This window comes from Nocardia sp. NPDC058176, assembly GCF_042883805.1.
Lineage (GTDB): Bacteria > Actinomycetota > Actinomycetes > Mycobacteriales > Mycobacteriaceae > Nocardia.
In genome coordinates this window covers 698,551-719,864 of record NZ_JBHVVA010000001.1, presented here as the reverse complement: position 1 = coordinate 719,864, position 21,314 = coordinate 698,551, and the positions used below count along the sequence as shown (strand labels likewise).

Here is a 21,314-nt window from a genome sequence, read left to right as displayed (position 1 = left end):
TTCCTTTCCGGTCACGCCTCGACGACGCGGGCCACCGATTCCGCGACGACCACCGGCTTCTCGCTGCCTTCGCATTCCACGACCTGGCGCAGCACGATCTGGATTCCGCCCGCGACCTGCTCGACGGAAACGATGGTGGCGCGCAGCCGAATTCGCGAGCCGACCGGGACCGGGCCGGGGAAGCGAACCTTGTTGTAGCCGTAATTCAGGCTGTGGGTGAAACCGTCGAGAGCCAGCAGTTCGGCGGACATCGCGGGCCCCAATGCCAGGCTGTACAGACCGTGCGCGATCGTTGTGCCGAACGGACTGGCCGCGGCACGCTCGGGGTCGACATGAATCCACTGGTGATCGCCGGTGACATCGGCGAAGGCGTTCACCAGCCCCTGCGTCACCTCGTGCCATCCGGTCGGACCGAGTTCGCACCCGATCAATTCGGTGAGTTCGGCGAAAGTCTTCGGGCGGACGGGCAAGGTCGTCGTGTCGACCATGACTACTCCTTCGATACTGACGGACTGGGAATCTTCGCGGTGTAGAGCTGTTCACCCGGAACAGCGCGATGGTCGGCCCGGACCTCGGCGGGATTGGTCTCGCGCAACAGCCAGGCGCTGACGACGGTGACCAGGCCCATGGCCGCGAGATAGACCGAGACCAGGGTGGTGGAGCCGGTGTTGGCAATGAGTGCGGTCATGATGAACGGGGTGCCGCCGCTCACCGTGATGGCGGCCAGTTGGTAGGCCATCGACGCACCCGAATAGCGCAGTCGCGGTTCGAACAGCTCGCCCATGAATGCCGCGAGCGGGCCATAGGTCATCGACTGGAACACCGTCCCGACGGCGAGCGCGAGGAAGAACATCGGCAGTTTCCCGGTGTCCACCAGCCAGAAATAGGGGAACGCCCACACCATGAGGCCGATCCCGCCGATCAGAATCAGCGGTTTGCGCCCGACCCGGTCCGAGGTGGCGCCGGACCACAGGATGATCGCGCCACCGAACAGCGAGACCAGTAGGGAGATGGTCAGGATGTCGTTGTACTTCATCCCGAGTTCCTGGGTGCCATAGCTCAGTACGCCCGCGATGCTGATGTAGAAGGCGGCGTTGGTGGCGGCCAGCAGACCGCAACCGAGCAGGATCTTTCGCCAGTGCAGCCGGATCGCCTCCGACAGCGGCGCGTGAGCGACGGCGGTGGTGCGTTTGTCGGCGACTTCCTTTTGCAGCTCACGGAATTCGGGCGTGTCCTCGACCCTGGTCTGGATGTAGAGCACGACCGGGAACAGCAGCGCGCTGCAGAAGAACGGCACCCGCCAGCCCCAGCTCAGGAAGGCGTCCTCGGCAACCGCACGGGCCACGATCAGGAACACCACATTGCCGAGGATCACGCCGAGCGGAACACCCATCTGCCCGAAGGTTCCCGCGAACCCCCGCTTCTTCGGATCCGCGGATTCGGTGAGCAGCAACACGATTCCGCCCCACTGCCCGCCGCAGGCCATGCCCTGGACGAAGCGCAGCGTCACCAGCAGGATCGGCGCCGCCACGCCGATAGCGTGCGCGCTCGGCAGACAGCCGATGAGGAAGGTGGCCAGACCCATGCCGAGCAGGCAGGTGACCACCGCGGGTTTGCGGCCGTACTTGTCGCCGAAGTGCCCGGCCAGCACACCGCCGAGCGGACGGGCGACGAATCCCGCCCAGAACGTGCTGAACGAGAGCAGCGTGCCCATCAGCGGGGAGCTGTCGGGGAAGAACACCTGCGGAAAGAACAGGGCGGCGGCCGTTCCGTAGAGGAAGAAGTCGTACCACTCGATGGAGCTGCCGATGAGGCCGGCGGCCAGCAACTTTCGATGGGCGCGGCGACGCTGCTGTGCTGCCGGGATGGCCGGGCCTGCCGGTTCCAATGGGGGTGCGGTCATGCGCGTACTCCTCGGGCTGCACGCCCTGTGAGAGACCTGACGGAAGTAGAACTTGACGCCAACTTCAAGTTGGTGGGATCAGTGTGGGGTAGCTACCGGGTAATGTCAATCACACTTTTCGACGCGACCTCGTCTGATCCGCGCGGTTCACCGCCGCACTCCACCGCGGAATGGCCGCTCATCTCGACGAACTCGATCCGATCGCGTGATTTGATCGGATTTGACGTCAGATTCAGATAGCGTGTGGGTCGTCGCGCTCGCCGCCGTGTTCGAAGGAGCCGCCCATGGTCGACGTCATCGATCCCATTCGCCGCCATGCCGACACCGCGCCGGACCGCTCGCCCGATTCGATGCCGGCCGAGGTCCGCGAGCAGGACGCCGAGAGGTGTCCGTGGTAGCGCGTCAGACCGGTGGCGCGCGGTGGACCACGCCGATGCCACGCACCCACAGGGTGGACAGGGTGGCCGCGGCCGCGTCGGCGTCGATCGCGGCATCGGTCTTGGCCCAGTGCGCGCAGAATTCGCGGACCATCCCGCACAGTGCGGTCGCCGCGTAGTGGGCGTCGATGTCGCGGGCGGCCAGGCGATTGTCCTGTAGCCGGGTGATCATCTTCTCTGCCCGGTCGATGAACAGGTCGATCTCGGCGCGGAGCAGCTCGTCGAGGTCGGGATTGAGTCCGGCGACCTCGCCCCACATGAGCATCAGCCGTGCGTGATCACGAAAGGCCATGACATAGGTCCGCACGGCCGATTCGATCGCCTCCACCGCGGAATCGGGCTGTGGGCCGGGGCCCGAACGCACCTTCTCGCGCATCACGGCGATGAGTTTCAGCACCACCGCGCGGAAGATCGCCTCCTTGGAGTCGAAATACACGTAGAAGGTGCCGTGGGCGACGCCCGCCTCGGCCACGATGTCGGCCACCCGGGTCTCCACGAAACCGAGCCGAACGAACACGAGTTCGGCGGCTTCCACCAATTTCGCGCGGGTGCGCTCGCCCCGTGGCGTCAATGCCGGTGATTGCCCACCTGCCCGCGTGTTCACCGAATCTGGCACCCCACCATCGTCGCAGACAGTCCCGCACACCGACGCCGACGGCCCGGCGTTCCGCCGATCGCCGGGCCGCTGACCGCGCGGAATGTCACTCGTGGAATCCGAACCTGTCGACGAGTTGGCGGTGGGTGTCCACCGCGTCGGTGTGCAGCACCCCGGCGATACCGAGCCGGGCCGCGCCCGCGAGATTCTGCGCGAGATCGTCGATCATGACCGCTCGATCCGGCCGCACGCCCAACTGGTCACAGGCGATCTGATAGATCCGGCGCGACGGTTTGCGCACCCCGATCTCGGCGGAGATCACCACCACATCCGCGAGTTCCGCCAGATCGAACCCGGCGTAGCAATCCCGGCCGAACGCGTTCGACACCAGGGCGACCGGAACACCGGCACGTCGCTGCCGCCGGATCAACTCGATACTGGCTTCGTCGCGCCGGAGTCCGTGCTGCATGCGGGCGCTGAGCCCGGCGGCCTCGACATCGGCACCGTGGGCGCGCAGCCGCTCGGCGAAACCGGTGTCGAAGGCGTCGGCGTCGATGCGACCGGACTCGTGCTCGGCGAGCAGCCTGCCCGCGGCCGCGTCGGTGCTCAGCAAGGTGAGCGGCAGCTCCGGATCACCCAGCGACGCGCCGAACTCCCGGAACGCGTCGAGCACACTCGTGGTCATCACGCCGCCGAAATCGACGAGAATCGCGTCGCGGGGATCGTGCGCCGAATCCCTCACGGCTCGAACACGATTCGTCCGACGGTCAGGCCGTCACCGAGCCGGCCGAGGCCGTCGGCGACGTCGGCGAGTGCGAGCCGCTCACTGACCAGCGGCTTGACCGCACCGGCGGCCGCGAGCCCGGTCAGCTCCGCGTGACAGTCCTGAATCGCCTGCGGGTTGTACTGCTTGTACAGACCCCAGTGCAAGCCGATTATTGAGTAGTTCTTGATCAGCGCGTGGTTGAGCGCGGGCTGCGGAATCGTGCCGCCCGCGAAACCGATCACGAGGATCCGGCCTTCGAAGGCAATGCATTTCGTGGATTTGGCGTAGGCCTCACCGCCCACCGGGTCGTAGACGACGTCGGCGCCGCGCCCGCCGGTGAACTCCTTGACGACCGGCACGAAATCCTCGGTCCGGCGGTCGATCACCAGGTCCGCGCCGAGTGCCCGGCAGTACTCGGCCTTCTCCGCGCCGCCCACGACGCCGATCACCGTCGCGCCCGCGGCTTTGCCGAGCTGCACCGCCGCGCTGCCGACACCGCCCGCGGCGGCGTGCACCAGCAGCATCCCCCCCGCCAGCAGCTTCGTGCGTCGATGCAGGGCGAACCAGCTGGTTTGATAGCCGATACTCAGCGCCGAGGCTTCGGCGTCGTCGAGTGCGGCAGGCGCCGCGAAGGCATTGGCCTCGTCGAGGACCGTGTGCTCGGCGAAGGCGCCCGCGGGCAGGTTCGGATTGCCGATCACCCGGTCGCCGACGGCGAACCTGGTCACACCGTCGCCGATTTCGACGACCTCACCGCACAGTTCGACACCGGGGGTGAACGGCAGCGGCGGCGTGATCTGATATTTGCCGCGACACAGCAGCACATCGGGGAAGTTCGCCGGTGCGGCCAGGACCCGCACCACGAGCTGCCCGGGCCCCGCGTGCGGGTCCGCGATCTCTTCCAGGCGCAGCACCTCGCGCGGCTCGCCCGTCTCGTGCACTCGCCATGCTTTCACGTTCAGCTCCTCGCTGTCTTCGCCGGAGCCACCGGCAGATCGATGAGTTCGGCGAGCCGGGCCCGGTGGCGGTAGCCGGTGCCGAACGCCAGCTGCGAACTCTTGGCGCGCTTCAGGTAGAGGTGCGCCGGATATTCCCAGGTCATGCCGATGCCGCCGTGCAGCTGGATGCATTCCTCGGCGGCGTGCACCGCCACCTCACCGCAGTAGGACTGCGCCACGGCGGCGGCGATGTCGGCATCGTCGTCGGCCCTGGCCCAGGTGTCCGCGGCATAGCGTGCCGCCGAGCAGGCCGACCCCACCTCGAGCCACAGGTCGGCGAGCCGGTGCTTGATCGCCTGGTACGAGCCGATCGCTCGGCCGAACTGCCTGCGGTCCTTCACATAGGCCAGCGTGGTCTCGAAACACCAGCTCGCCACACCGAACTGCTCGGCGGACAGCAGGGCCGCACCGCAGCGCAGCGCGTCGGTGACCGCATCGGCCGCGGCGGCGCTGACCAGGGAGGACGGTGTGGCGCCGAAGGTGAGATCGGCGAGCGGCCTTGTCATGTCCAGGCTCGGCACCGGCGTCACTGTGACGCCCTGTGCGTTCCGGTCGACGGCGTGCAGCTCGACACCGTGCGGCCCGAGCGCCGGAACAATCAGCAAATCGGCCTCCAGCGCACCCGCGACGCTGCTGACGGCGCCGGTCAGCCCGCCCGCGGTGGCCAGCACGGAGGTCATGGCCGCACCCGGTTCAGTCGACAGCGGCACCACCAGCGTCGCGGTGCGATCACCCTCGGCCAGCTCGCCGACGAAGTCGGTGTCCCCGGCGCGCAGCAACGCCAGCGTGGCCAGCACCGCGCTGGTCAGGAACGGCACCGGCGCGACCGCACGCCCGAGCTCCTCCAGCACCACCGCGGCCTCGCGGGCCGTGGCGCCCGCGCCGCCGAGTTCCTCCGGTACCAGCAGCCCGGCGACGCCGAGGTCGACCGCCAGCGCTTTCCACACCGGCGCGAAATCCCGTGGCGCCTGGTCGTAGACGCCGATCACGGCGTCCGGCGGGCATCGATCGGCGAGCAATCGCCGCACGCTGTCGCGCAGCGCTTCCTCGGTGTCGGAGTACAGCAGGTCCGCGGCGCTCATCGGGGTAGGTCCTTCCAGGCGACGGTCTTGTCGACACGATGTTCGGGCGGCAGACCGAGCACCCGCTCGGCGATGACATTGCGCAGGATCTCGGAGGTGCCGCCCTCGATCGAATTGCCCTTGGCGCGCAGATACCGGTATCCCGGCTCGCGGCCGGTGAAGTCGACGACCTCGGGCCTGCGCAGGGTCCAGTCGTCGTAGCGGAGTCCGGCTTCGCCGTGCAGTTCGATCTCGAAGCCCGAGATGCGCTGGGCGAGCCGGGCGAAGGCCAGCTTCATCGCCGATCCCTCCGGCCCGGGCTGACCGGCGGCGAGCCGCTGGCGCAGTCGTTCCCCGGTGAGACGGGCGACCTCGGCCTCGACCCACAGCCGAAGCAGTTCGTCGTGCATGGCGGGATCGCGCCGGTGCGGCTGCTCCCGCCAGGTCTGGGCGACCTTGCCGATCAGTCCGCCTTCGCGCGGCGCGCCGGATCCGATCGCCACCCGCTCGTTGTTGAGGGTGGTGGTCGCGACACCCCAGCCCTGGCCGATGCCGCCGAGCCGATTCTCGTCGGGGACGCGCACCCCGGTCAGGAACACTTCGTTGAACTCGGCCTCACCGGTGATCTGGCGCAGCGGCCGGATCTCGATTCCCGGATCGCTCATGTCGCACAGGAAGTAGGTCAGGCCCGCGTGTTTGGGCACCGACGGGTCCGTGCGCGCGACCAGGATCGCCAGCTGCGCGTTCTGCGCGCCGGAGGTCCAGACCTTCTGCCCGTCCACCACCCAGTCCGCGCCGTCGCGCACCGCGCGGGTGGCGACCGCGGCCAGGTCCGAGCCCGCACCCGGTTCGCTGAACAGCTGGCAGTAGATGTGTTCCCCGGTGAACAACGGCCGCAAGAACTTTCGCCTCTGCTCGGCGGTGCCGACGGCCGCGATCGTGGGCGCGGCCATGCCGAGGCCGATGCCGTTGCGGTCGACGGCGGGACCGGGCGCTCCAGCCGCGGCGAGCGCGGCGTCGACGCGGGCCTGATGGATCTGCGACAGCCCGAGGCCACCGTCGCCGACGGGGAAGTGCACCCAGGCCAATCCGTGATCGAAACGGGCACCGAGGAATTCGCGAACGTCTGTCGTCGCCGGATCGTGGGTCGCGAGCAGCCTCGCGACGCGGGCATCGAGATCGGCGGCGATCGCTGTCCCGGTGGTCATCTCGTCGTCCTCGTCTCTCGGCCGCGGTTCAGTCCGTCGGTCCGCCGGCGACGTACACGACCTGCCCGGAAACGAATCCCGCCCCCGCGCTGACCAGGAACGACGCGGTGTGCGCGATGTCGTCGGGAACGCCGGTGCGCTGCACCGGAATCTGCTTCGCCATGGCCGCGGTGAATTCGGCGAAGGGCAGGCCGACGCGTTCGGCGGTGGCCGCGGTCATCTCGGTTTCGATGAAGCCGGGGGCGATCGCGTTCGCGGTCACCCCGAACTTGCCCAGTTCCAGGGCGAGGGTCTTGGTCAGGCCCTGCATCCCGGCCTTCGCGGCCGAGTAGTTGGCCTGGCCGCGGTTGCCGAGCGCCGAGGTGCTCGACAGGTTGACGATCCGGCCGAACCCGGCCTCCACCATGTGCTGCTGCACCGCGCGCGTCATCAGGAAGGCGCCGCGCAGGTGCACGTTCATGACCGCGTCCCACTCGTCGACGGTCATCTTGAACAGCAGGTTGTCGCGAATGATCCCGGCATTGTTGACCAGGACCGTCGGCGCGCCGAGGGTCTCGGTGATCTGCTCGACGGCCCTGGTGACCGCGGCTTCGTCGGCGACGTCGGCGCCGACGGCCAGCGCCCGGCCGCCCGCGACGGTGATCGCCTCGACGGTGGCCGCGCAGGCGGCGGCGTCGAGATCGAGGACCGCGACGGCGAATCCGTCGGCGGCGAGGCGCTTGGCGACGGCGGCACCGATGCCGCGGGCGGCGCCGGTGACGATGGCGGTCCTGGTTTCCTGAGTCATCTGTCTCTCCTGGTTCTCGGTCAGATTCCGGCGGCGTCGGCCACTGCGGTCGCCTGGCGCACCACCGCGTCGACGCGCTCGACGGTCGGGGTGCCCGCCGGGGCCTTGTTCTCGGGTTCGTCCATGGCACGGCGCATCACGCCCTCGGCGATCACGGCGAGCTTCCACAGGCCGAACACATGCCAGTACCGCAGGGCGGCCGGGTCACGACCCGTTTCGGCCAGGTACACCTCCGCCATTTCCGCGCGGGTGGGAAAGCCGGGCAGTGACGAGGCGGGGAAGTCGCCGCCGGTGTCCTCGCCGGGTTCGGTCCAGTAGGCCAGCAGGCTGCCCATGTCGGCCAATGGCTCACCGAGGGTGGACAATTCCCAGTCCAGGGCGCCGACCAGGTCGCCGGAGTCGCGGTCGGCGATGATGTTGCGCAGGTGGAAATCGCCGTGCACGAGGGTGATCTCGCGCTGCTCCGGTATCGCGGCGACGAGCCTGCGGGTCAGGTCGTCGAGGGCGGGCAGTTCCCTGGTCTTGGACTGTTCCCATTGCCCGCCCCAGCGTTTCAGCTGACGCTGTGCGTACGGCTTGTGGCTGGCCAGCTCGGTGAGACCCACCGCCGCGATGTCTACGGCGTGGATCTGGGCCAGGGTCCGCACGAGCGACAGGGCGATCGCGCGCCGTCGCCGCGGTGTCAGCGAGCGGATGACGTCCATGGTGTCGATGACCTGGCCGTCGACGAACTCCATCAGGACCAGCGGCACCTCGGCGAGCGCCGGATCGGTGCCGACCCCCAGGATGCGGGGTGCTGGCACGGCGGTGGCCTCCAGCGCCGCCATGATCCGCGCCTCCCGCACCACATCGTGCGCGGAGGCGAGCAGATGGCCCAGTGGTGGTCTGCGCAGTACCCAGCGCCGGCCCGCGGCGTCGGTGAGCAGGTAGGTCAGATTGGACTGGCCGAGACCGATCCTGGTGAAGCGCAGCGGCGCCTTGTGTTCGATGCCCAGCGAGTCGAGCCAGCCCGCCACTGCTACCGGATCGACTGCGCCGGTGTGTGTCTCAGGCACCGGCGACCGGTCCCTTCCGGAACAGCGCGGCGTCGCCGAGCCGCTGTCCGCCGTCGATCACCATGGTTTCGCCGGTGACCCAGCTCGCGGCATCGGAGGCGAGGAAGGCGATGGCGGCGCCGATGTCCTCGGGCTCACCGATCCGGTTGAGCGCGGTGGCGTCGTTGAGCAGCTGCTCGTGTTCCTGCCACAGCGCCGCGGCCAGGCGGGTCCGCACCACGCCCGGGGCGACCGCGTTGACCCGCACCCTGGGCGAAAGCTCCAGCGCCATCTGCTTGGTGAGGTGGATGAGCGCGGCCTTGCTCGCGTTGTACAGACCGAGGTTGGCCTCGAATCCCAGCCCACCGATGGAGGCGGTGTTGATCACGGCGCCGCCGTGCTCCCCCAGCCAGGCTTCGGTGGCCAGTGCGGTCCACAGGATCGGGGCCCACAGGTTCACGTCGAAGGTCTTCTGGAATCGCGCGTAATCCTGGCTGATCACCGGGCCGTAGGCGGGGTTGGTTCCCGCGTTGTTGACGAGAATGTCCACGCTGCCGAACTTTTCGATCGCCAGGTCGACGCAGCGCCGGGCCGCGTCCGCGTCGACGGCGTGCGCGGCGACGCCGAGGGCAGCGCCCCCGACCTCCGCGGCCGCGGCGTCGGCCGATTCCTGGGAGCGCGAGGTGAGCACCACATTGCCGCCCGCGGCGGCGATGGCCTGTGCCGCGGCGAGTCCGATACCGCGCGAGGCGCCGGTGATGATGGCCGTGCGGCCGGTCAGGTCCATGGTCGTCATCAGGCCAGCACTCCCCTGCCATTGCTCTCGGCGGACACCTCGGCGCGGTACTTGCCGAGTTCCTGGCGGGCGATCGCCCGCTTGTGCACCTCGTCGGGGCCGTCGGCCAGGCGCAAGGTGCGCAGGTGCGCCCAGGCAAGAGCGAGCGGGAAGTCCTCGCTGACACCACCCGCTCCGTGCACCTGAATGGCCCGGTCCACCACCTTCAGCGCGATGTTCGGCGCCGCCACCTTGATGGCCGCGATCTCGGTGCGCGCCTGCTTGTTACCGGCCGTGTCCATCAGATACGCCGCCTTCAAGGTGAGCAGCCGGATCATCTCGATCTCGATCCGTGATTCGGCGATCCAGTCCTGGATGTTGGCGTTCTCGCTGATCGGTTTGCCGAAGGTGCTGCGCGAGCGCGCCCGCTTGCACATCAGCTCGAGTGCGCGTTCGGCCATACCGATCGAGCGCATGCAGTGGTGGATACGGCCGGGGCCGAGGCGTGCCTGGCTGATCGCGAAGCCCTCGCCCTCGCCCTTCAGCACGTCCTTGGCAGGCACCCGCACGTCGTCGAAATCGATCTCGGCGTGGCCCTCCCGGTCCTGGTAGCCGAAGACCTGCAGCCCGCGCAGCACGGTGACCCCCGGTGCGTCGATCGGCACGACCATCATCGACTGCTGGCGGTGCGCGGCGGCGTGCGGATCGGTCTTGCCCATCACGATCAGCACCTTGCAGTTGGCGTGCATGGCGTTGGAGGCGAACCACTTTCGCCCGTTGAGGACGTACTCCTCGCCGTCGCGAACCATCGACAGCTCCACATTGGTCGCGTCCGAGCTGGCCACCTGCGGCTCGGTCATCGCGAACGCCGAGGCGATGGTCCCGTCCAGCAGCGGCTTCAGATACTTCTCCTTGTGCTCGTCGCTACCGAACAGCGTGAGCACCTCCATGTTCCCGGTATCGGGGGCGTTGCAGTTGAACGCCTCCGGGGCGATGAAGCTGCGGCCCATGATCTCGGCCAGCGGCGCGTATTCCAGATTGCTCAGTCCCGGACCCCATTCCGGGTGCGGGTGGAACAGATTCCACAGGCCACGCTGTCGAGCCTCGGCCTTGAGCTCCTCCAGGATCGGCGGCTGGAAGTGCGGATCGCCGGAATCACGCATCTGCTGCTCGTAGACGGGCTCGGCGGGATAGATGTGCGAATCCATGAAGTCGAGCAGATCCGCCCGATACTTCTGCGCGCGCTCGGACAGGACGAACAGGGACATCTCGACTCCTGGGTCAATGCGGACTGGTCGGCGATCAGCAGGTGCGGTCGAGCCGACTTCGGGGGTCACGACCTGTGATCCACACCCCACACTGGTCTACATGAACTTGGCGTCACTTTCAAGTATTGCGCGTAGAAATGGCCCTGAACAGGTAATACATCAGGTTCAGGACCGTCGGGGACTGCTCACCCGGCAGGTCGGATGTGCAATGCGTTGAGCCACAGGCGGGTCGCCGTGTCGATCACGTCATCGAGCGCGGGAGGCTCGGAATCGCCGTACCCGGCGACGAAATGAGTGAACGCGAGCCTGCTGACCATCCCCGACAGCGCCCGCGAGGCCAGCACCGGGTCGACCTCCTGATCGGCCAGCCCACGCTGCTGCAGGTTCGCGATGCTGCGCGCATTGCGGAACATGAACGCATCCGCGCGATTGCGCCGTAGCTTGGCGAATTCGGGATCGATCCCGGCGACCTGCTCCAACAGCCCCATGAGGTCGGCATTGCGCCGGTACGCCTCGAAGTAGGCGCGGTTGCTCGCCGCGATGATCTCGGCCGGATCGGCGTCGTCGGCCACCCGCGGCATGCCCGGATGCATCATGTCCTCCTGGGCGACCTCCATCACCGCGGCGAAGATCTCTTCCTTGCCCGCGAAGTACGTGTAGAAGGTGCCCGACGAGCACTTCGCCGCCTCGGTGATGTCCGACAGGCGAGTATCGAGATACCCCCGCTGCCCGAAAACGCGCCGTGCCGCCGCGACCAGCGCCGCCCGCGTCCGCAAACCCCGTGGTGTCGACGGCAACTCCCGCAACAACGACGACCGCGCCATCGACGGCGGCACGTCCTGTTCCTCGACCTCGAACCCGGGCGTTTCCATTCCGCATTTATACGTCAGTGCCGACGCCCCCGGCGGCGTCGGCCACTCCGAGCGTCCCCCTATCCGCGCGGCACCAGTCTCGAGTTCGGCAGCGGCGGGGCGGGCACCGGCCGGGGCTGGCCGGCGGGGAACTCACCGAACAGGGCGCGTTTGCCCGCGTCGGCCGGGTCGGCGGGGTCGAAATCGAGTTCGGCCTGGTAGCGGCGGCGGTACTCGATGATCTCCTCGTGGCTGCGGCCGACGAAGTTCCACCACATCACGATCCGCTCGCCCAGTGGAACGCCGCCGAGCAGGATGATGCGGGTTTCGCGCTCGCCTGCGGTGATGACCAGTGTCTCGGAGCCGGGTGGGAGGTAGGCGAGGAACCGATGATCGACGGCGGCCGAGTTCACCGTGACCGCGGTGTTCTCGGCGAGGACGGCGTATTCGAAGTCCGAGCGCACCGGAAGTCGTACCGAGGCGCCGGGCTCGAGGATCAGTTCGGCGCCGAGCAGGTCGGGTGTGCGGGTCTCGATCGGCGAGGTCGAGCCGAGCAGCGATCCGATGAACACGCGCGCGGTGACACCGGGGCGGATCACCGGCTCCGGGGCGTAGTGCTCGAAGGCGTTCTCGCCGAAACGGGTCTGCTCCGGCAGCGCGTACCAGAGCTGCACACCGTGCAGCGTGCTCGTCGCGGGGTCGCTGAGCTCCTGATGGGTGATGCCGCGGCCCGCGATCATCAGGTTGAGTTCGCCCGGCACCACCGAGCCGGTGTTGCCACCGGAGTCGAGGTGCTCGACCCGTCCGGCGAACAGCCAGGACACCGTCGCGAGACCCGTGTGTGGATGTCGCGCCACCTGCATCCCGCCGGTCGCCGAGACGTCATCGGGGCCGAAGTGATCCAGAAAGCACCACGCGCCCACCAGCGATCGCTGCCGCTGCGGGAGGGTCCGGTACACGGTCATCGCCCGGACACCGCCGAGCGGCACGACCCGCGGTTCGAGGATCTCTGTCGTGGTGGCCGATCCCTCGACCGCCAGTACGTCGATCTCGGCGTGTTCGTCGAGGTTGCTCATCGGATGACCTTGCCTTTCGCATTGCGGGGACGCACCGGATGCCGGCTGAGGATCGAGATCCGGTTGAACGCGTTGATCGCGATCGCCACCCATTCGGCGGCCACGAAGGTCTCGTCGCCGAGAACTGTTCGGGCACCGAAGAGTTCGGCGTCCGCCTCCTCGGTCAGCGGGAGCGACGCGGCCGCCTCGGCCACCGCGAGCACCGCTTTCTGTCGCTCGTCGAACAATTCGGTGTCGCGCCACCCCGGCAGCAGATCCAGCCGCTGCTGGGTGATTCCGGCTTTCCTCGCCTCGCGCGCATGCAGATCCATGCAGTACGTACACCCGTTGATCTGCGACGTACGCAGCTTGATCAGCTCGGCCTCCTGCGCCGTGAGCCCCCGGCGCAACACCGCCTCGCGGATCACCGCCGAGAACTCTGCCGCTGCCTGCCATGCCTCCGGCATGACCTTGTCCACGAACGGACGCATCCCCATTCCTCTTTCTCTCATCCCCGCGGGGGGACGGCCGCGGCGATGATGACGCTGTTCACGATGGTCGCGGTGGCGGTGCGCGCCACCGCCTCCGCTGCGGCACCGGCGCCCCAGTTCCCGTTCTTCAGCTCCTCGGCACGGGCGATGACCGGTGCGGTCCAAGGGATGTCGCGGTCGAACTGCGGTAGCGTTCCGCTGCCGTAGAGCAGCGCGGCCAGGGCCGCGACGCGGGGCGTCGGCTCCGCGCCGTCGACGAGCACGGCGCGGACGTCGGCGAGCAGGCCGTCGCGGCGTCGGCTGTCGCCCGCTTCGAGCACGGAGGTCCGGAACAGGCCGAAGGTCTTGCGTGTGCCGCGGCGGAGGTCGCCTCGCTCGACGAGTCGATCCAGCAGCGGTGCGCGCAGCGTCGGACCGGTCGCGGCGAGGACGGTTTGCACGCCCCTGGGCTTGTCCGCGACATACTCCCAACTCTCCCGAAGGAGCGGATCGGACGGCGGTTTGTCGGCGACGGCCGCCACGGTCACCGTCCCCAGCCGCCCGGTGTCGGTCCGCACGTGGCCGCCGAGTCCGAGATCGGCGAGGACCGCTCCGGCGAGCACGTAGTAGAGCGTGCCCTCCCCCGCGATGCTGCCGGTCCCGGAATGGAGACCGGCATTCGGCTGGAACAGCAGCAGGAGCAGGTCCTCGGCCAGAATCGGGCTGTTGCTCGGCATCATTTGAGGAAGGCGCTCAGGGCCGCGTTGACCTCATCGGCGTGTGTCCAGAGCAGGCCGTGCGGGGCGCCTTCGATTTCGACGTACTCGGCCTCGGGGAACGCGGCGTGAAAACGTCGGCCGGTGGCATCGATGGGCAGAATGTTGTCCTTGGTGCCGTGCAGGATCAGCGCGGGCTTGCCGCTCGCGCGCACCGCTTCGATGTCACCGCGGAAATCCTCGATCCACGACGGCACGACCGCGTAGGCGGCGACCGGCGCGCTCGTGATCGCCACATTCCAGCTGCCGGTGACGGCCTCCTGGCTGATCCGCGTGCCGAGGTTCTCGTCCAGGTTGTAGAAGTCCTGGTAGAACTGGGTGAACCAGGCGTACCGGTCGCCCTTCGCGGCCGCGGCGATGCCGTCGAAGACTTCCTGCGGCACCCCCTCGGGATTGTCCTCGCGGGCAACCAGGAACGGCTCGATCGACGCGAGGAATGCCAGCTTCGCCACGCGCTCGTGCCCGTACCGGGCCACGTACCTGGCCAGCTCGCCGGTGCCCATCGAGAAGCCGACCAGCACCACATCGCGCAGGTCGAGGGTCTCCAGGACCACGTTCAGATCCGCGGCGAACGTGTCGTAGTCGTACCCGGAGCCCACCTTCGACGACTGCCCGAATCCGCGCCGGTCGTAGGTGATCACGCGGTATCCGGCGGCGAGCAGTTCCCGTGTCTGACGCTCCCAGCTGTGCCCGTTCAGCGGGTAGCCGTGAATGAGGACGACCGGCTGACCCGAGCCCTGATCCTCGTAATAGAGCTCGACCGGCGTGCTGTTCTCATCTCCGACGGTGAGGTAACCCATGAGGTGTCCTTTCGAATTCGACCAGCCGAACGCTGGCCGTTTGCTGCAAGGTTAGAAGCCGGAGCCGCGCGATTTCACCAACCGCGTTCCGCGCTGGCGATTTCCCCGTCCGCGATCGCGGCACATAGATCCGCGTGATCGACGCGGGTCTGTTCGGCGTAGGCGCGGGCAAAGCGGAGGATGCCGTCGGCGAAGGCGTTTCCTTTGCCGAGGTAGCCGGAAATGGCTTCCGGATCGCCGCTGCGCGCATGCGATTTCGCCAGCGCGTGCCCGCACGCCGCGGCGAACTGGGGCAGATATCCCGAGATCTGCTTTCCGTTGGGAATGATCTTCATGTCGCGGAATTGGCGGACGTAATAGTCATAGCCGTCGACCCGCATATGGCCCAGGAAGATGTCGCTCGCCGACTGCATGAGCCGTTGGCCGACGACGACGCGCTCGCCATGATTCGCGAATTCGCTGGGCCCGAGGAACTCCTCGTAGACCGATGCCGTCGCCTGCTTCGCCTGGGAGAACAGCGGTTGCCTACCACTGTCCCCTTCGAGCAGGTGCAGCCAGACGCGCATGCCGACGCTGCCGACACCCACGATCTGCCGGACGGAATCGACACGGCCGAATCGACCGACGAGCCGACGCAGATGAGGCGGGATCGAAGCGAGGTAGGTCTCGTAGACCTGTTCGTAGGCCCTGATCCGCTGCTCGTGGGTCATGCCCTCGTCCCGGCGCTTCATCGGATCCAAGCTGATCCGGCGCTGCCCGTCGTCCTCGGAGACGAGTTGCCTGGCCACCCCGCGATGTGTCCGTTTCCTCGCCTGCTTCTCGATGCCGCGTGCGGTGGCTTCGGCGAACTCCGAGGTCAGGCCGCGCAACGGCACATCCGAGGTGATCCGGTCGTACCAGATGTCGAGCTCCCCCATCCGGGCGTACCGGCGCATTGCCGTGCGGTATCCCTCGACCGCCGCCGCGGCAGCGTCGTCACCGCACCCGCCCGCGAGCTGTTCGGCGTCCGCGAGCACGTAGACGCTGGTGGTGAGGCGCTTCAGATCCCATTCGAACGGGCCGGGGAGGGTTTCGTCGAAATCGCGGGCGTCGAAGAGCAGCTGTCGCTCGGGCGAGGCCCAGAGCCCGAAATTGAGGATGTGCGCGTCACCGCACATCTGAACCGTCAGTCCCGAGTGCGGTGCGGCGGCGAGATCCGCGGCCATGACGGCGGCGGCGCCGCGCAAGTAGGTCCACGGCGAGAACGCCATCCGGGCGTACCGCAGCGGCAGCAGCTCGGGATCGCGCACGGACTCCTGCGCACGCAGACGATCGAGGGCGCTCCGGTGCCGAACACCGGGGTCCCACTGTGCCGCGGCCCGGCGCGGTGCCCGCCGACGCGCACGGCGACCGTCGTCGGCGCCCGCGGTGACGTTCTCCGATGCGCGCACGCGGACGGCCTGCTCGCTGTTCATGTGTCGCTCTCTCCGTTCCGAGCTGGGTTCTCGCGTTGGGCGACAACGTGATTCACGACCTGCGTGATGTCGGCGAGGACGGTGACCCGGCCACCATCGCCGGGATCGGGGTCGGGGAGCATCGATTCCGGGTCGACGAGGTAGACCTCGTGCCCGTCGAGCGTGAGCCGGCGCGCGAGCTCCAGCAGCATGCGCCGCGCCACGTCGTTGATCGACGAAACCAGCGTGAGGTCCACGACCACGCCGGGCTCCGCGGGCGCGGTGGCGACCGTCTCGCGAACGATTCGCTCGGCACCGGCGAAACCGACCCCGCCCTGCAGTTGCAGGACCCGGATCGCCGCGGGTCCGGCGCCGACGACGTGGTTCGATCGCACGACCGCTCGCGCCGCGGGCGGCACCTCCATCACGTGCATGCCCATGTCCGTGGAGAAGCGTTCGAACAGTGCCACCCCGCGCACGCTGTTGCCATGGCTGTCCAGGCGCGGCGAGAACGTGGCGATGCCGATCTGACCGGGCAGCGCGCCGATCAGGCCACCGGCGACGCCGCTCTTGGCCGGGATACCCACCTGGGTCGCCCAGTCACCGGCCGCGTCGTACATTCCGCAGGTGGACATGACGCTCAGCACCTGACGCACCACCGGTTCGCGGATCACCCGTTCGCCCGAGACGGGGTTGATCCCGCGATTGGCCAGCGTCGCGGCCATCATGGCCAGGTCGCGCGCGGTGACGAGCACCGAGCACTGGCGGATGTAACCGTCGACGACGGCGGTCGGGTCCTCGGTGAGGATGTCGTGGCTGCGGAGCATGTGGGCGATGGCGAGGTTACGGTGCGCGTGCGCCATCTCCGAGGCGCACACCGCCTCGTCCACCGTCAGCCGACGACCCGCGAACGCCGAGAGTCCCTGCACCACCCGCTCCAGCCGCGCCGCGGGATCGAGTCCCTCGGCGCCGGCCAGCGAATGCGCGGTGATCGCGCCCGCGTTGATCATGGGATTACGGGGGCGCCCGGTGTCGCTTTCGAGGGAGATCTCGTTGAACGCCTCGCCGGACGGCTCGACCCCGACCTTGGCCAGCACCGCGTCGAAGCCGCGATCCGACAGTGCCAGCGCATAGGTGAACGGCTTCGAGATCGACTGGATGGTGAACTCGGTATCGATGTCACCGACGCCGTACACCTGGCCGTCGACCGTGGCGAAGACGGCGCCGAGCCGCTCGGGATCCGCCGCGGCGAGCTCGGGGATGTACCCCGCCCGCTCGCCGGAGGTATCCGGTTCCACCGCCGCGAGTACCTCGGTCAGGTAGTCGGGAATCATGGACTGCACTGGTCGTTCTCCCTCGTTACGGATCGGCGCTCACGCCCCGCCCCGGGCGATGCGGGTGACCAGGGCGATGTCGGCCGATGTCGGTGGACGGAACACGCCGCCGTTCGCGACGAACTCATCACCATGCTTGCGCAAGTGCGCGGCGAACAGTGGGCACACCGGCACGACGGTGAGCTTCTTGCGAGTGCTGTCGGCGAGGGCTTCGCGCACCAGCAGACCGGCCAGGCCACGTCCGCCGTACTCCTGGTCCACCTCGGTGTGGAAGAAGATCCGCTCACCGGCGACCTCGGGCGAGTCGACGAAATCGGCTCTGCCGACACGAGATCCGGCGACGTTCACCACATAGGAACTGATCAGCTCGGCGAGTTCGAGCGCGACCGTCACGGCGGCACCGGTGTTGTCCGTCAGTCCTGGAGTCATCGGGTCACCGCTTCGGTCGGCACACCGGCATCGGCGGTGGGCGTGGCGAGCAGTTTGAACGTGCGGTTGATCGGCTGCTGCTCCGGGAAGACGTCCTGGAGTGCCTTGATGAGGTAGCCGCCGCGCTCTTCGATCACCGTGGTGAGGATCGTCGGGACACCGAACACCTTCGCGTATTTGGCCAGGCCGACGGTGTTGTTGACGATGGTGGTCGCGTCATGGCTGGCGAGACTGGCGAACTGGAAGGGCTGGTGGTCGATGAGCAGCAGGATGCTCTCTTCGGGGGTGAGCAGAGCTTCCAATCCGGCTTTTGCGGTGCGCGTCAAGATACGTCCTTCTGAATCGGTTGAACCCTGAAAACGAACGTACGGCGGCCATCCCACGGGCGTCCAAGACCTATTCGTCTACGAAACGATAGGATCCTTCTATCGATATCAGCCCGCGCGTCCTCCGCTACTTCATGGCCGTGGCCGAGGAACTCCACTTCGGCCGCGCGGCTTCGCGTCTCTACATCGCCCAGCCCTCTCTGAGTCATCAGATCCGCAAGCTCGAGGAATCCCTCGGCACCCCGCTGTTCGTGCGGTCGAGCCGTCGGGTGCAGCTCACCGCCGCGGGCAAGACACTGGCTCGCGAAGCGCCGGTAGCACTGGCCGCGCTGGAACAGGCCGTGCAGCTCACCCAGCTGGCCGGGTCGGGGATCGAGACGACGATCCGGTTGGGCTACACCCCGGTCACCGGCTTCGACACGCTCACAACGCTTCTCAACGCCTTCCACGAAGCGCACCCCACCTTCACCGTCGTTCCGCGCGAGATCTTCAGCGCCGAGATCCCCGGTCGGCTCTGCGCCGGTGATCTCGACATCGGTCTCGCTCTCGCACCGCAACCTTTCGACGGTGTCAGTGGCGAGATCCTGCGCAGGGAGCCCGTTTCCGCGCTCCTCGGCACACGCCACCGCCTCGCCGCCGAATCGACGATCCCGCTGAAATCGCTGCAGGACGAGACGCTGTTGCTGTTTCCGCGCCGCCTGGCCCCGGCGTACTACGACGGCATCGTCGCGGCGTGCAACGAAGCGGGCTTCACGCCGACGATCCGCGCGTTCGACGATCCGCCGGTGAACGCCATGCTCGCCCGGCTCGCCAGCGGACGCGAAGTGGGCCTCGCCCCTGCCTCGTTCGCCGAGAACGCCGCGAAGCCGTCGAGCAACATCGTTCTCCGCGACGTCGTCGATCCGCCGATCATGGCCGAACTCTCGGTGCTGTGGCCCACGAACGATCCGTCACCGGCCATCGCGGGCGTCCTGGCCACCGCCCGACGCTGCGCGCGACGCAACGGCTGGTCGACCGGTTTGTGACCGCCCGCCCAGGTGCCGGGCCAGGAAGTGCTCGAGCGTTCGGTAGAGCTCGATCCTGCTGTCGGAGTTGATGAACCAGTGCCCCTCGTGCTCGTTCAGCAGGTACTCGACCTCGATGCCACGGGCGCGCAGTGCCTCGACCATCCGGTCGGAGTGCCGTCGGGCGACGCGGACGTCGTTGGCGCCGTGGATCAGAAGCATCGGCGCGGTGATGTCCTCGACCCGGCTGATGGGTGAGCGGGCGAGCATGTCCGCCTCCTGACCGGGATCGTCCGGGTCACCGATGTAGCGCAGGTAGTTGTTCTCGATCGCCCGGCGGGCCACGGGGACGACCGACCGGACGAGGTCGGTAAGGTCGGACATGCCGGTGTAGCTGACCGCGGCGGCAAAGCGGTCCGGGGTGAACGCGGCGCCGACCATCGCGGCGTAGCCACCGTAGGAGCTGCCGTAGATCGCGACCCGGTCCGGATCGGTGTGGCCCTGGGCGATGGACCAGTCCAGGGCGTCGATCACGTCGTCGTGCATGCGCCCGGCGAACTGCCCGATGGCGGCCCGGGTGTGGGCCTTGCCGTAGCCGGTGGAGCCGCGGAAGTCGACCTGCAGCACCGCGTAACCACGGTTGGCCAGCAGCTGGACCTCCGGGTCGTAGTTCCAGCTGTCGCGGTACCACGGTCCGCCGTGCAGCAGCACGACCGTCGGCAGGTCGCGCGGCTCGAGCCCGACCGGCAGGGTGAGGTGACACGGCAGGTCGAGGCCGTCGCGGGTGGTGAGGGTGATCGGGGTGACCGGTGCGAGCCGGGCCGGGTCGAGGTGTGGGAACGGCCGGAACAATCGGCGCGTTTCGCCGGTGGCGTGGTCGTAGAACCAGGTGACGCCGGGATCGCGGTCGTGGGTGAAGTCCACGATCCACCGCTGTGCCGTGGCATCGCAGGAGACGTGGCCCAGATCCCCGTCGGAGAGTTCGGCCAGCCGTGGCAGCACGGCGGCGAAGTGCGGGTCGAGTGCGTGGATCGTCTGCCGGGCACCCAGGTATCGGACGCCGAGGAGTTCGCCGGTGCTCGGGTGCAGGATCAGTGAGGACGGGTAACGCGGGTCGACCTCGGGGCGTGGGGTGTCCAGGTCGAAGACCGGGTGGCTGTCGACGTCGATCTGCTCGCCGGTGTCCAGGTCGAGCCGGACCAGACGGGTGCGGTCCGAGCCCCGCGTCGAACCGATCCACAGGCCGTTCCCGTCCGCGGTGAGCACCATCGGAACCACCGCGTAGACCATCTCGGTGCCGGGAAACCGTGCGATCAGGCGTCGTGCGGCGGCGGTCCACTCCCAGAGCACATGGTCTCCGCCTTCCGCCATGGTGATGGCCAGCACGCGGTCGGGAGTGCTCAGCCAGTGGATGACGTCGCCGGGGTTCTCGGCGACGGTGGTCAGTTCGCCGGTGGCGAGGTCGAGTTCGAACAGGTCGATCAGGTCGGGGCGGCGCTTGTTCATCTGCACGAACGCGGTTCCCGGCCGGTTGGGTGCGAGGTGCGCGTCGGTCACCCGCACGCCCTCGAAGGGGGTCAGGTCGACGGCCGGTTCCTCGGGGCGGGCCGGGTCGACCCGGTGCAGGTGCCAGTTCTCGTCGCCGTCGGCATCCTGTTGGAACAGCAGGTAGCGCCCGTCGGCGGTCCAGAAGAAGCTCTCGATGCTGCGCCGGCTGTCGGCGGTGACGCGGCGTGCGTGCGCGCCGTCGTCGGGGGTGGACCAGTCCGAGTCCACATCCCGGACGAACACGTTGAGGCGATCTCGCCACGGGGCGAGGTAGGCGACTTTCGTCCCGTCCGGGGATATTCGGGCGTGACTGCGGGTGGGCGGGGTGAAGAACTCTTCGACGGTGATGAGCTCCGACGCGCTGGTCATGGCGGATCCTCCGGTTGATCTGGCGAGTGAGGGCCCCAGTTCAGACCCTGACGTCGCGTCGGAGTCAAGGCCGGATGCGCGCGAGCC

At 68.3% G+C, this 21,314-nt stretch carries 22 protein-coding genes; 1 reads left to right on the top strand and 21 read right to left on the bottom strand.

The window, feature by feature from the left end:
* Positions 1–11: 11 nt before the first annotated feature.
* The 20 genes from ACFVVM_RS03445 to ACFVVM_RS03350 all read right to left on the bottom strand — a co-directional run bounded on the left by ACFVVM_RS03445 (position 12) and on the right by ACFVVM_RS03350 (position 18,306).
* Complete coding sequence (locus ACFVVM_RS03445; protein WP_387612549.1) at positions 12–488, bottom strand: MaoC family dehydratase; 477 nt, start codon at positions 486–488, stop codon at positions 12–14.
* A gap of 2 nt (positions 489–490) precedes the next feature.
* Entirely contained in the window at positions 491–1,903 is a 1,413-nt protein-coding gene (locus ACFVVM_RS03440; protein WP_387612547.1) for an MFS transporter, read from the bottom strand.
* Between the two features lie 402 nt (positions 1,904–2,305).
* Entirely contained in the window at positions 2,306–2,944 is a 639-nt protein-coding gene (locus ACFVVM_RS03435) for a TetR/AcrR family transcriptional regulator (protein WP_387612546.1), read from the bottom strand.
* A gap of 97 nt (positions 2,945–3,041) precedes the next feature.
* Positions 3,042–3,677, bottom strand: a complete 636-nt coding sequence (locus tag ACFVVM_RS03430; protein WP_387612544.1) for an HAD family hydrolase — start codon at positions 3,675–3,677, stop codon at positions 3,042–3,044.
* The gene (locus ACFVVM_RS03425) at positions 3,674–4,657 is read right to left on the bottom strand and encodes an NADPH:quinone oxidoreductase family protein (protein ID WP_387612542.1); all 984 of its coding nucleotides are present in this window, start codon (positions 4,655–4,657) and stop codon (positions 3,674–3,676) included. Before ACFVVM_RS03425 ends, ACFVVM_RS03430 begins: the two co-directional genes overlap by 4 nt.
* A gap of 2 nt (positions 4,658–4,659) precedes the next feature.
* On the bottom strand, positions 4,660–5,781 hold the full coding sequence (locus ACFVVM_RS03420; protein ID WP_387612540.1) for an acyl-CoA dehydrogenase family protein: 1,122 nt from the start codon (positions 5,779–5,781) through the stop codon (positions 4,660–4,662).
* A complete protein-coding gene (locus ACFVVM_RS03415) occupies positions 5,778–6,968 on the bottom strand; it encodes an acyl-CoA dehydrogenase family protein (RefSeq protein WP_387612539.1) in 1,191 nt (396 codons plus the stop codon). The genes ACFVVM_RS03420 and ACFVVM_RS03415 overlap by 4 nt, the downstream gene beginning before the upstream one ends.
* Before the next feature lie 28 nt (positions 6,969–6,996).
* Positions 6,997–7,755: a 3-oxoacyl-ACP reductase FabG gene (gene fabG, locus ACFVVM_RS03410; protein WP_387612537.1), complete on the bottom strand. Its 759-nt coding sequence runs from the start codon at positions 7,753–7,755 to the stop codon at positions 6,997–6,999.
* Between the two features lie 20 nt (positions 7,756–7,775).
* Positions 7,776–8,810, bottom strand: a complete 1,035-nt coding sequence (locus ACFVVM_RS03405; protein WP_387612535.1) for a phosphotransferase family protein — start codon at positions 8,808–8,810, stop codon at positions 7,776–7,778.
* Positions 8,803–9,585: an SDR family oxidoreductase gene (locus ACFVVM_RS03400; RefSeq protein ID WP_387612533.1), complete on the bottom strand. Its 783-nt coding sequence runs from the start codon at positions 9,583–9,585 to the stop codon at positions 8,803–8,805. Before ACFVVM_RS03400 ends, ACFVVM_RS03405 begins: the two co-directional genes overlap by 8 nt.
* Positions 9,585–10,832, bottom strand: a complete 1,248-nt coding sequence (locus ACFVVM_RS03395; RefSeq protein WP_387612532.1) for an acyl-CoA dehydrogenase family protein — start codon at positions 10,830–10,832, stop codon at positions 9,585–9,587. The genes ACFVVM_RS03400 and ACFVVM_RS03395 overlap by 1 nt, the downstream gene beginning before the upstream one ends.
* A gap of 185 nt (positions 10,833–11,017) precedes the next feature.
* A complete protein-coding gene (locus ACFVVM_RS03390) occupies positions 11,018–11,704 on the bottom strand; it encodes a TetR/AcrR family transcriptional regulator (protein WP_387612530.1) in 687 nt (228 codons plus the stop codon).
* A 59-nt stretch (positions 11,705–11,763) separates the two neighbouring features.
* Entirely contained in the window at positions 11,764–12,759 is a 996-nt protein-coding gene (locus ACFVVM_RS03385; protein ID WP_387612528.1) for a pirin family protein, read from the bottom strand.
* Complete coding sequence (locus ACFVVM_RS03380) at positions 12,756–13,229, bottom strand: carboxymuconolactone decarboxylase family protein (RefSeq protein ID WP_387612527.1); 474 nt, start codon at positions 13,227–13,229, stop codon at positions 12,756–12,758. Before ACFVVM_RS03380 ends, ACFVVM_RS03385 begins: the two co-directional genes overlap by 4 nt.
* A 17-nt stretch (positions 13,230–13,246) precedes the next feature.
* Positions 13,247–13,945, bottom strand: coding sequence for a GPP34 family phosphoprotein (locus ACFVVM_RS03375; protein ID WP_387612526.1), 699 nt, complete (start codon positions 13,943–13,945; stop codon positions 13,247–13,249).
* Positions 13,945–14,784 carry an alpha/beta fold hydrolase gene (locus ACFVVM_RS03370; RefSeq protein ID WP_387612524.1) on the bottom strand — a complete coding sequence of 280 codons (840 nt, stop codon included), beginning with the start codon at positions 14,782–14,784 and terminating at the stop codon, positions 13,945–13,947. Before ACFVVM_RS03370 ends, ACFVVM_RS03375 begins: the two co-directional genes overlap by 1 nt.
* Positions 14,785–14,858: 74 nt before the next feature.
* Positions 14,859–16,238, bottom strand: coding sequence for a DUF2252 domain-containing protein (locus ACFVVM_RS03365; RefSeq protein WP_387612523.1), 1,380 nt, complete (start codon positions 16,236–16,238; stop codon positions 14,859–14,861).
* The gene (locus ACFVVM_RS03360; RefSeq protein WP_387612521.1) at positions 16,235–17,560 is read right to left on the bottom strand and encodes a glutaminase; all 1,326 of its coding nucleotides are present in this window, start codon (positions 17,558–17,560) and stop codon (positions 16,235–16,237) included. Before ACFVVM_RS03360 ends, ACFVVM_RS03365 begins: the two co-directional genes overlap by 4 nt.
* A gap of 30 nt (positions 17,561–17,590) precedes the next feature.
* Positions 17,591–17,980, bottom strand: coding sequence for a GNAT family N-acetyltransferase (locus tag ACFVVM_RS03355; protein ID WP_387612520.1), 390 nt, complete (start codon positions 17,978–17,980; stop codon positions 17,591–17,593).
* Positions 17,977–18,306, bottom strand: coding sequence for a hypothetical protein (locus tag ACFVVM_RS03350; protein ID WP_387612519.1), 330 nt, complete (start codon positions 18,304–18,306; stop codon positions 17,977–17,979). The genes ACFVVM_RS03355 and ACFVVM_RS03350 overlap by 4 nt, the downstream gene beginning before the upstream one ends.
* A gap of 101 nt (positions 18,307–18,407) precedes the next feature.
* On the opposite strand from ACFVVM_RS03350, the gene ACFVVM_RS03345 reads away from it, so the two are divergent.
* The gene (locus tag ACFVVM_RS03345) at positions 18,408–19,331 is read left to right on the top strand and encodes a LysR substrate-binding domain-containing protein (RefSeq protein ID WP_387616732.1); all 924 of its coding nucleotides are present in this window, start codon (positions 18,408–18,410) and stop codon (positions 19,329–19,331) included.
* On the opposite strand, the gene ACFVVM_RS03340 is transcribed toward ACFVVM_RS03345, so the two are convergent.
* Positions 19,257–21,227 (bottom strand): S9 family peptidase, encoded by a 1,971-nt coding sequence (locus ACFVVM_RS03340; RefSeq protein ID WP_387612518.1) that lies wholly within the window; start codon positions 21,225–21,227, stop codon positions 19,257–19,259. The genes ACFVVM_RS03345 and ACFVVM_RS03340 overlap by 75 nt on opposite strands.
* Positions 21,228–21,314: the final 87 nt, after the last annotated feature.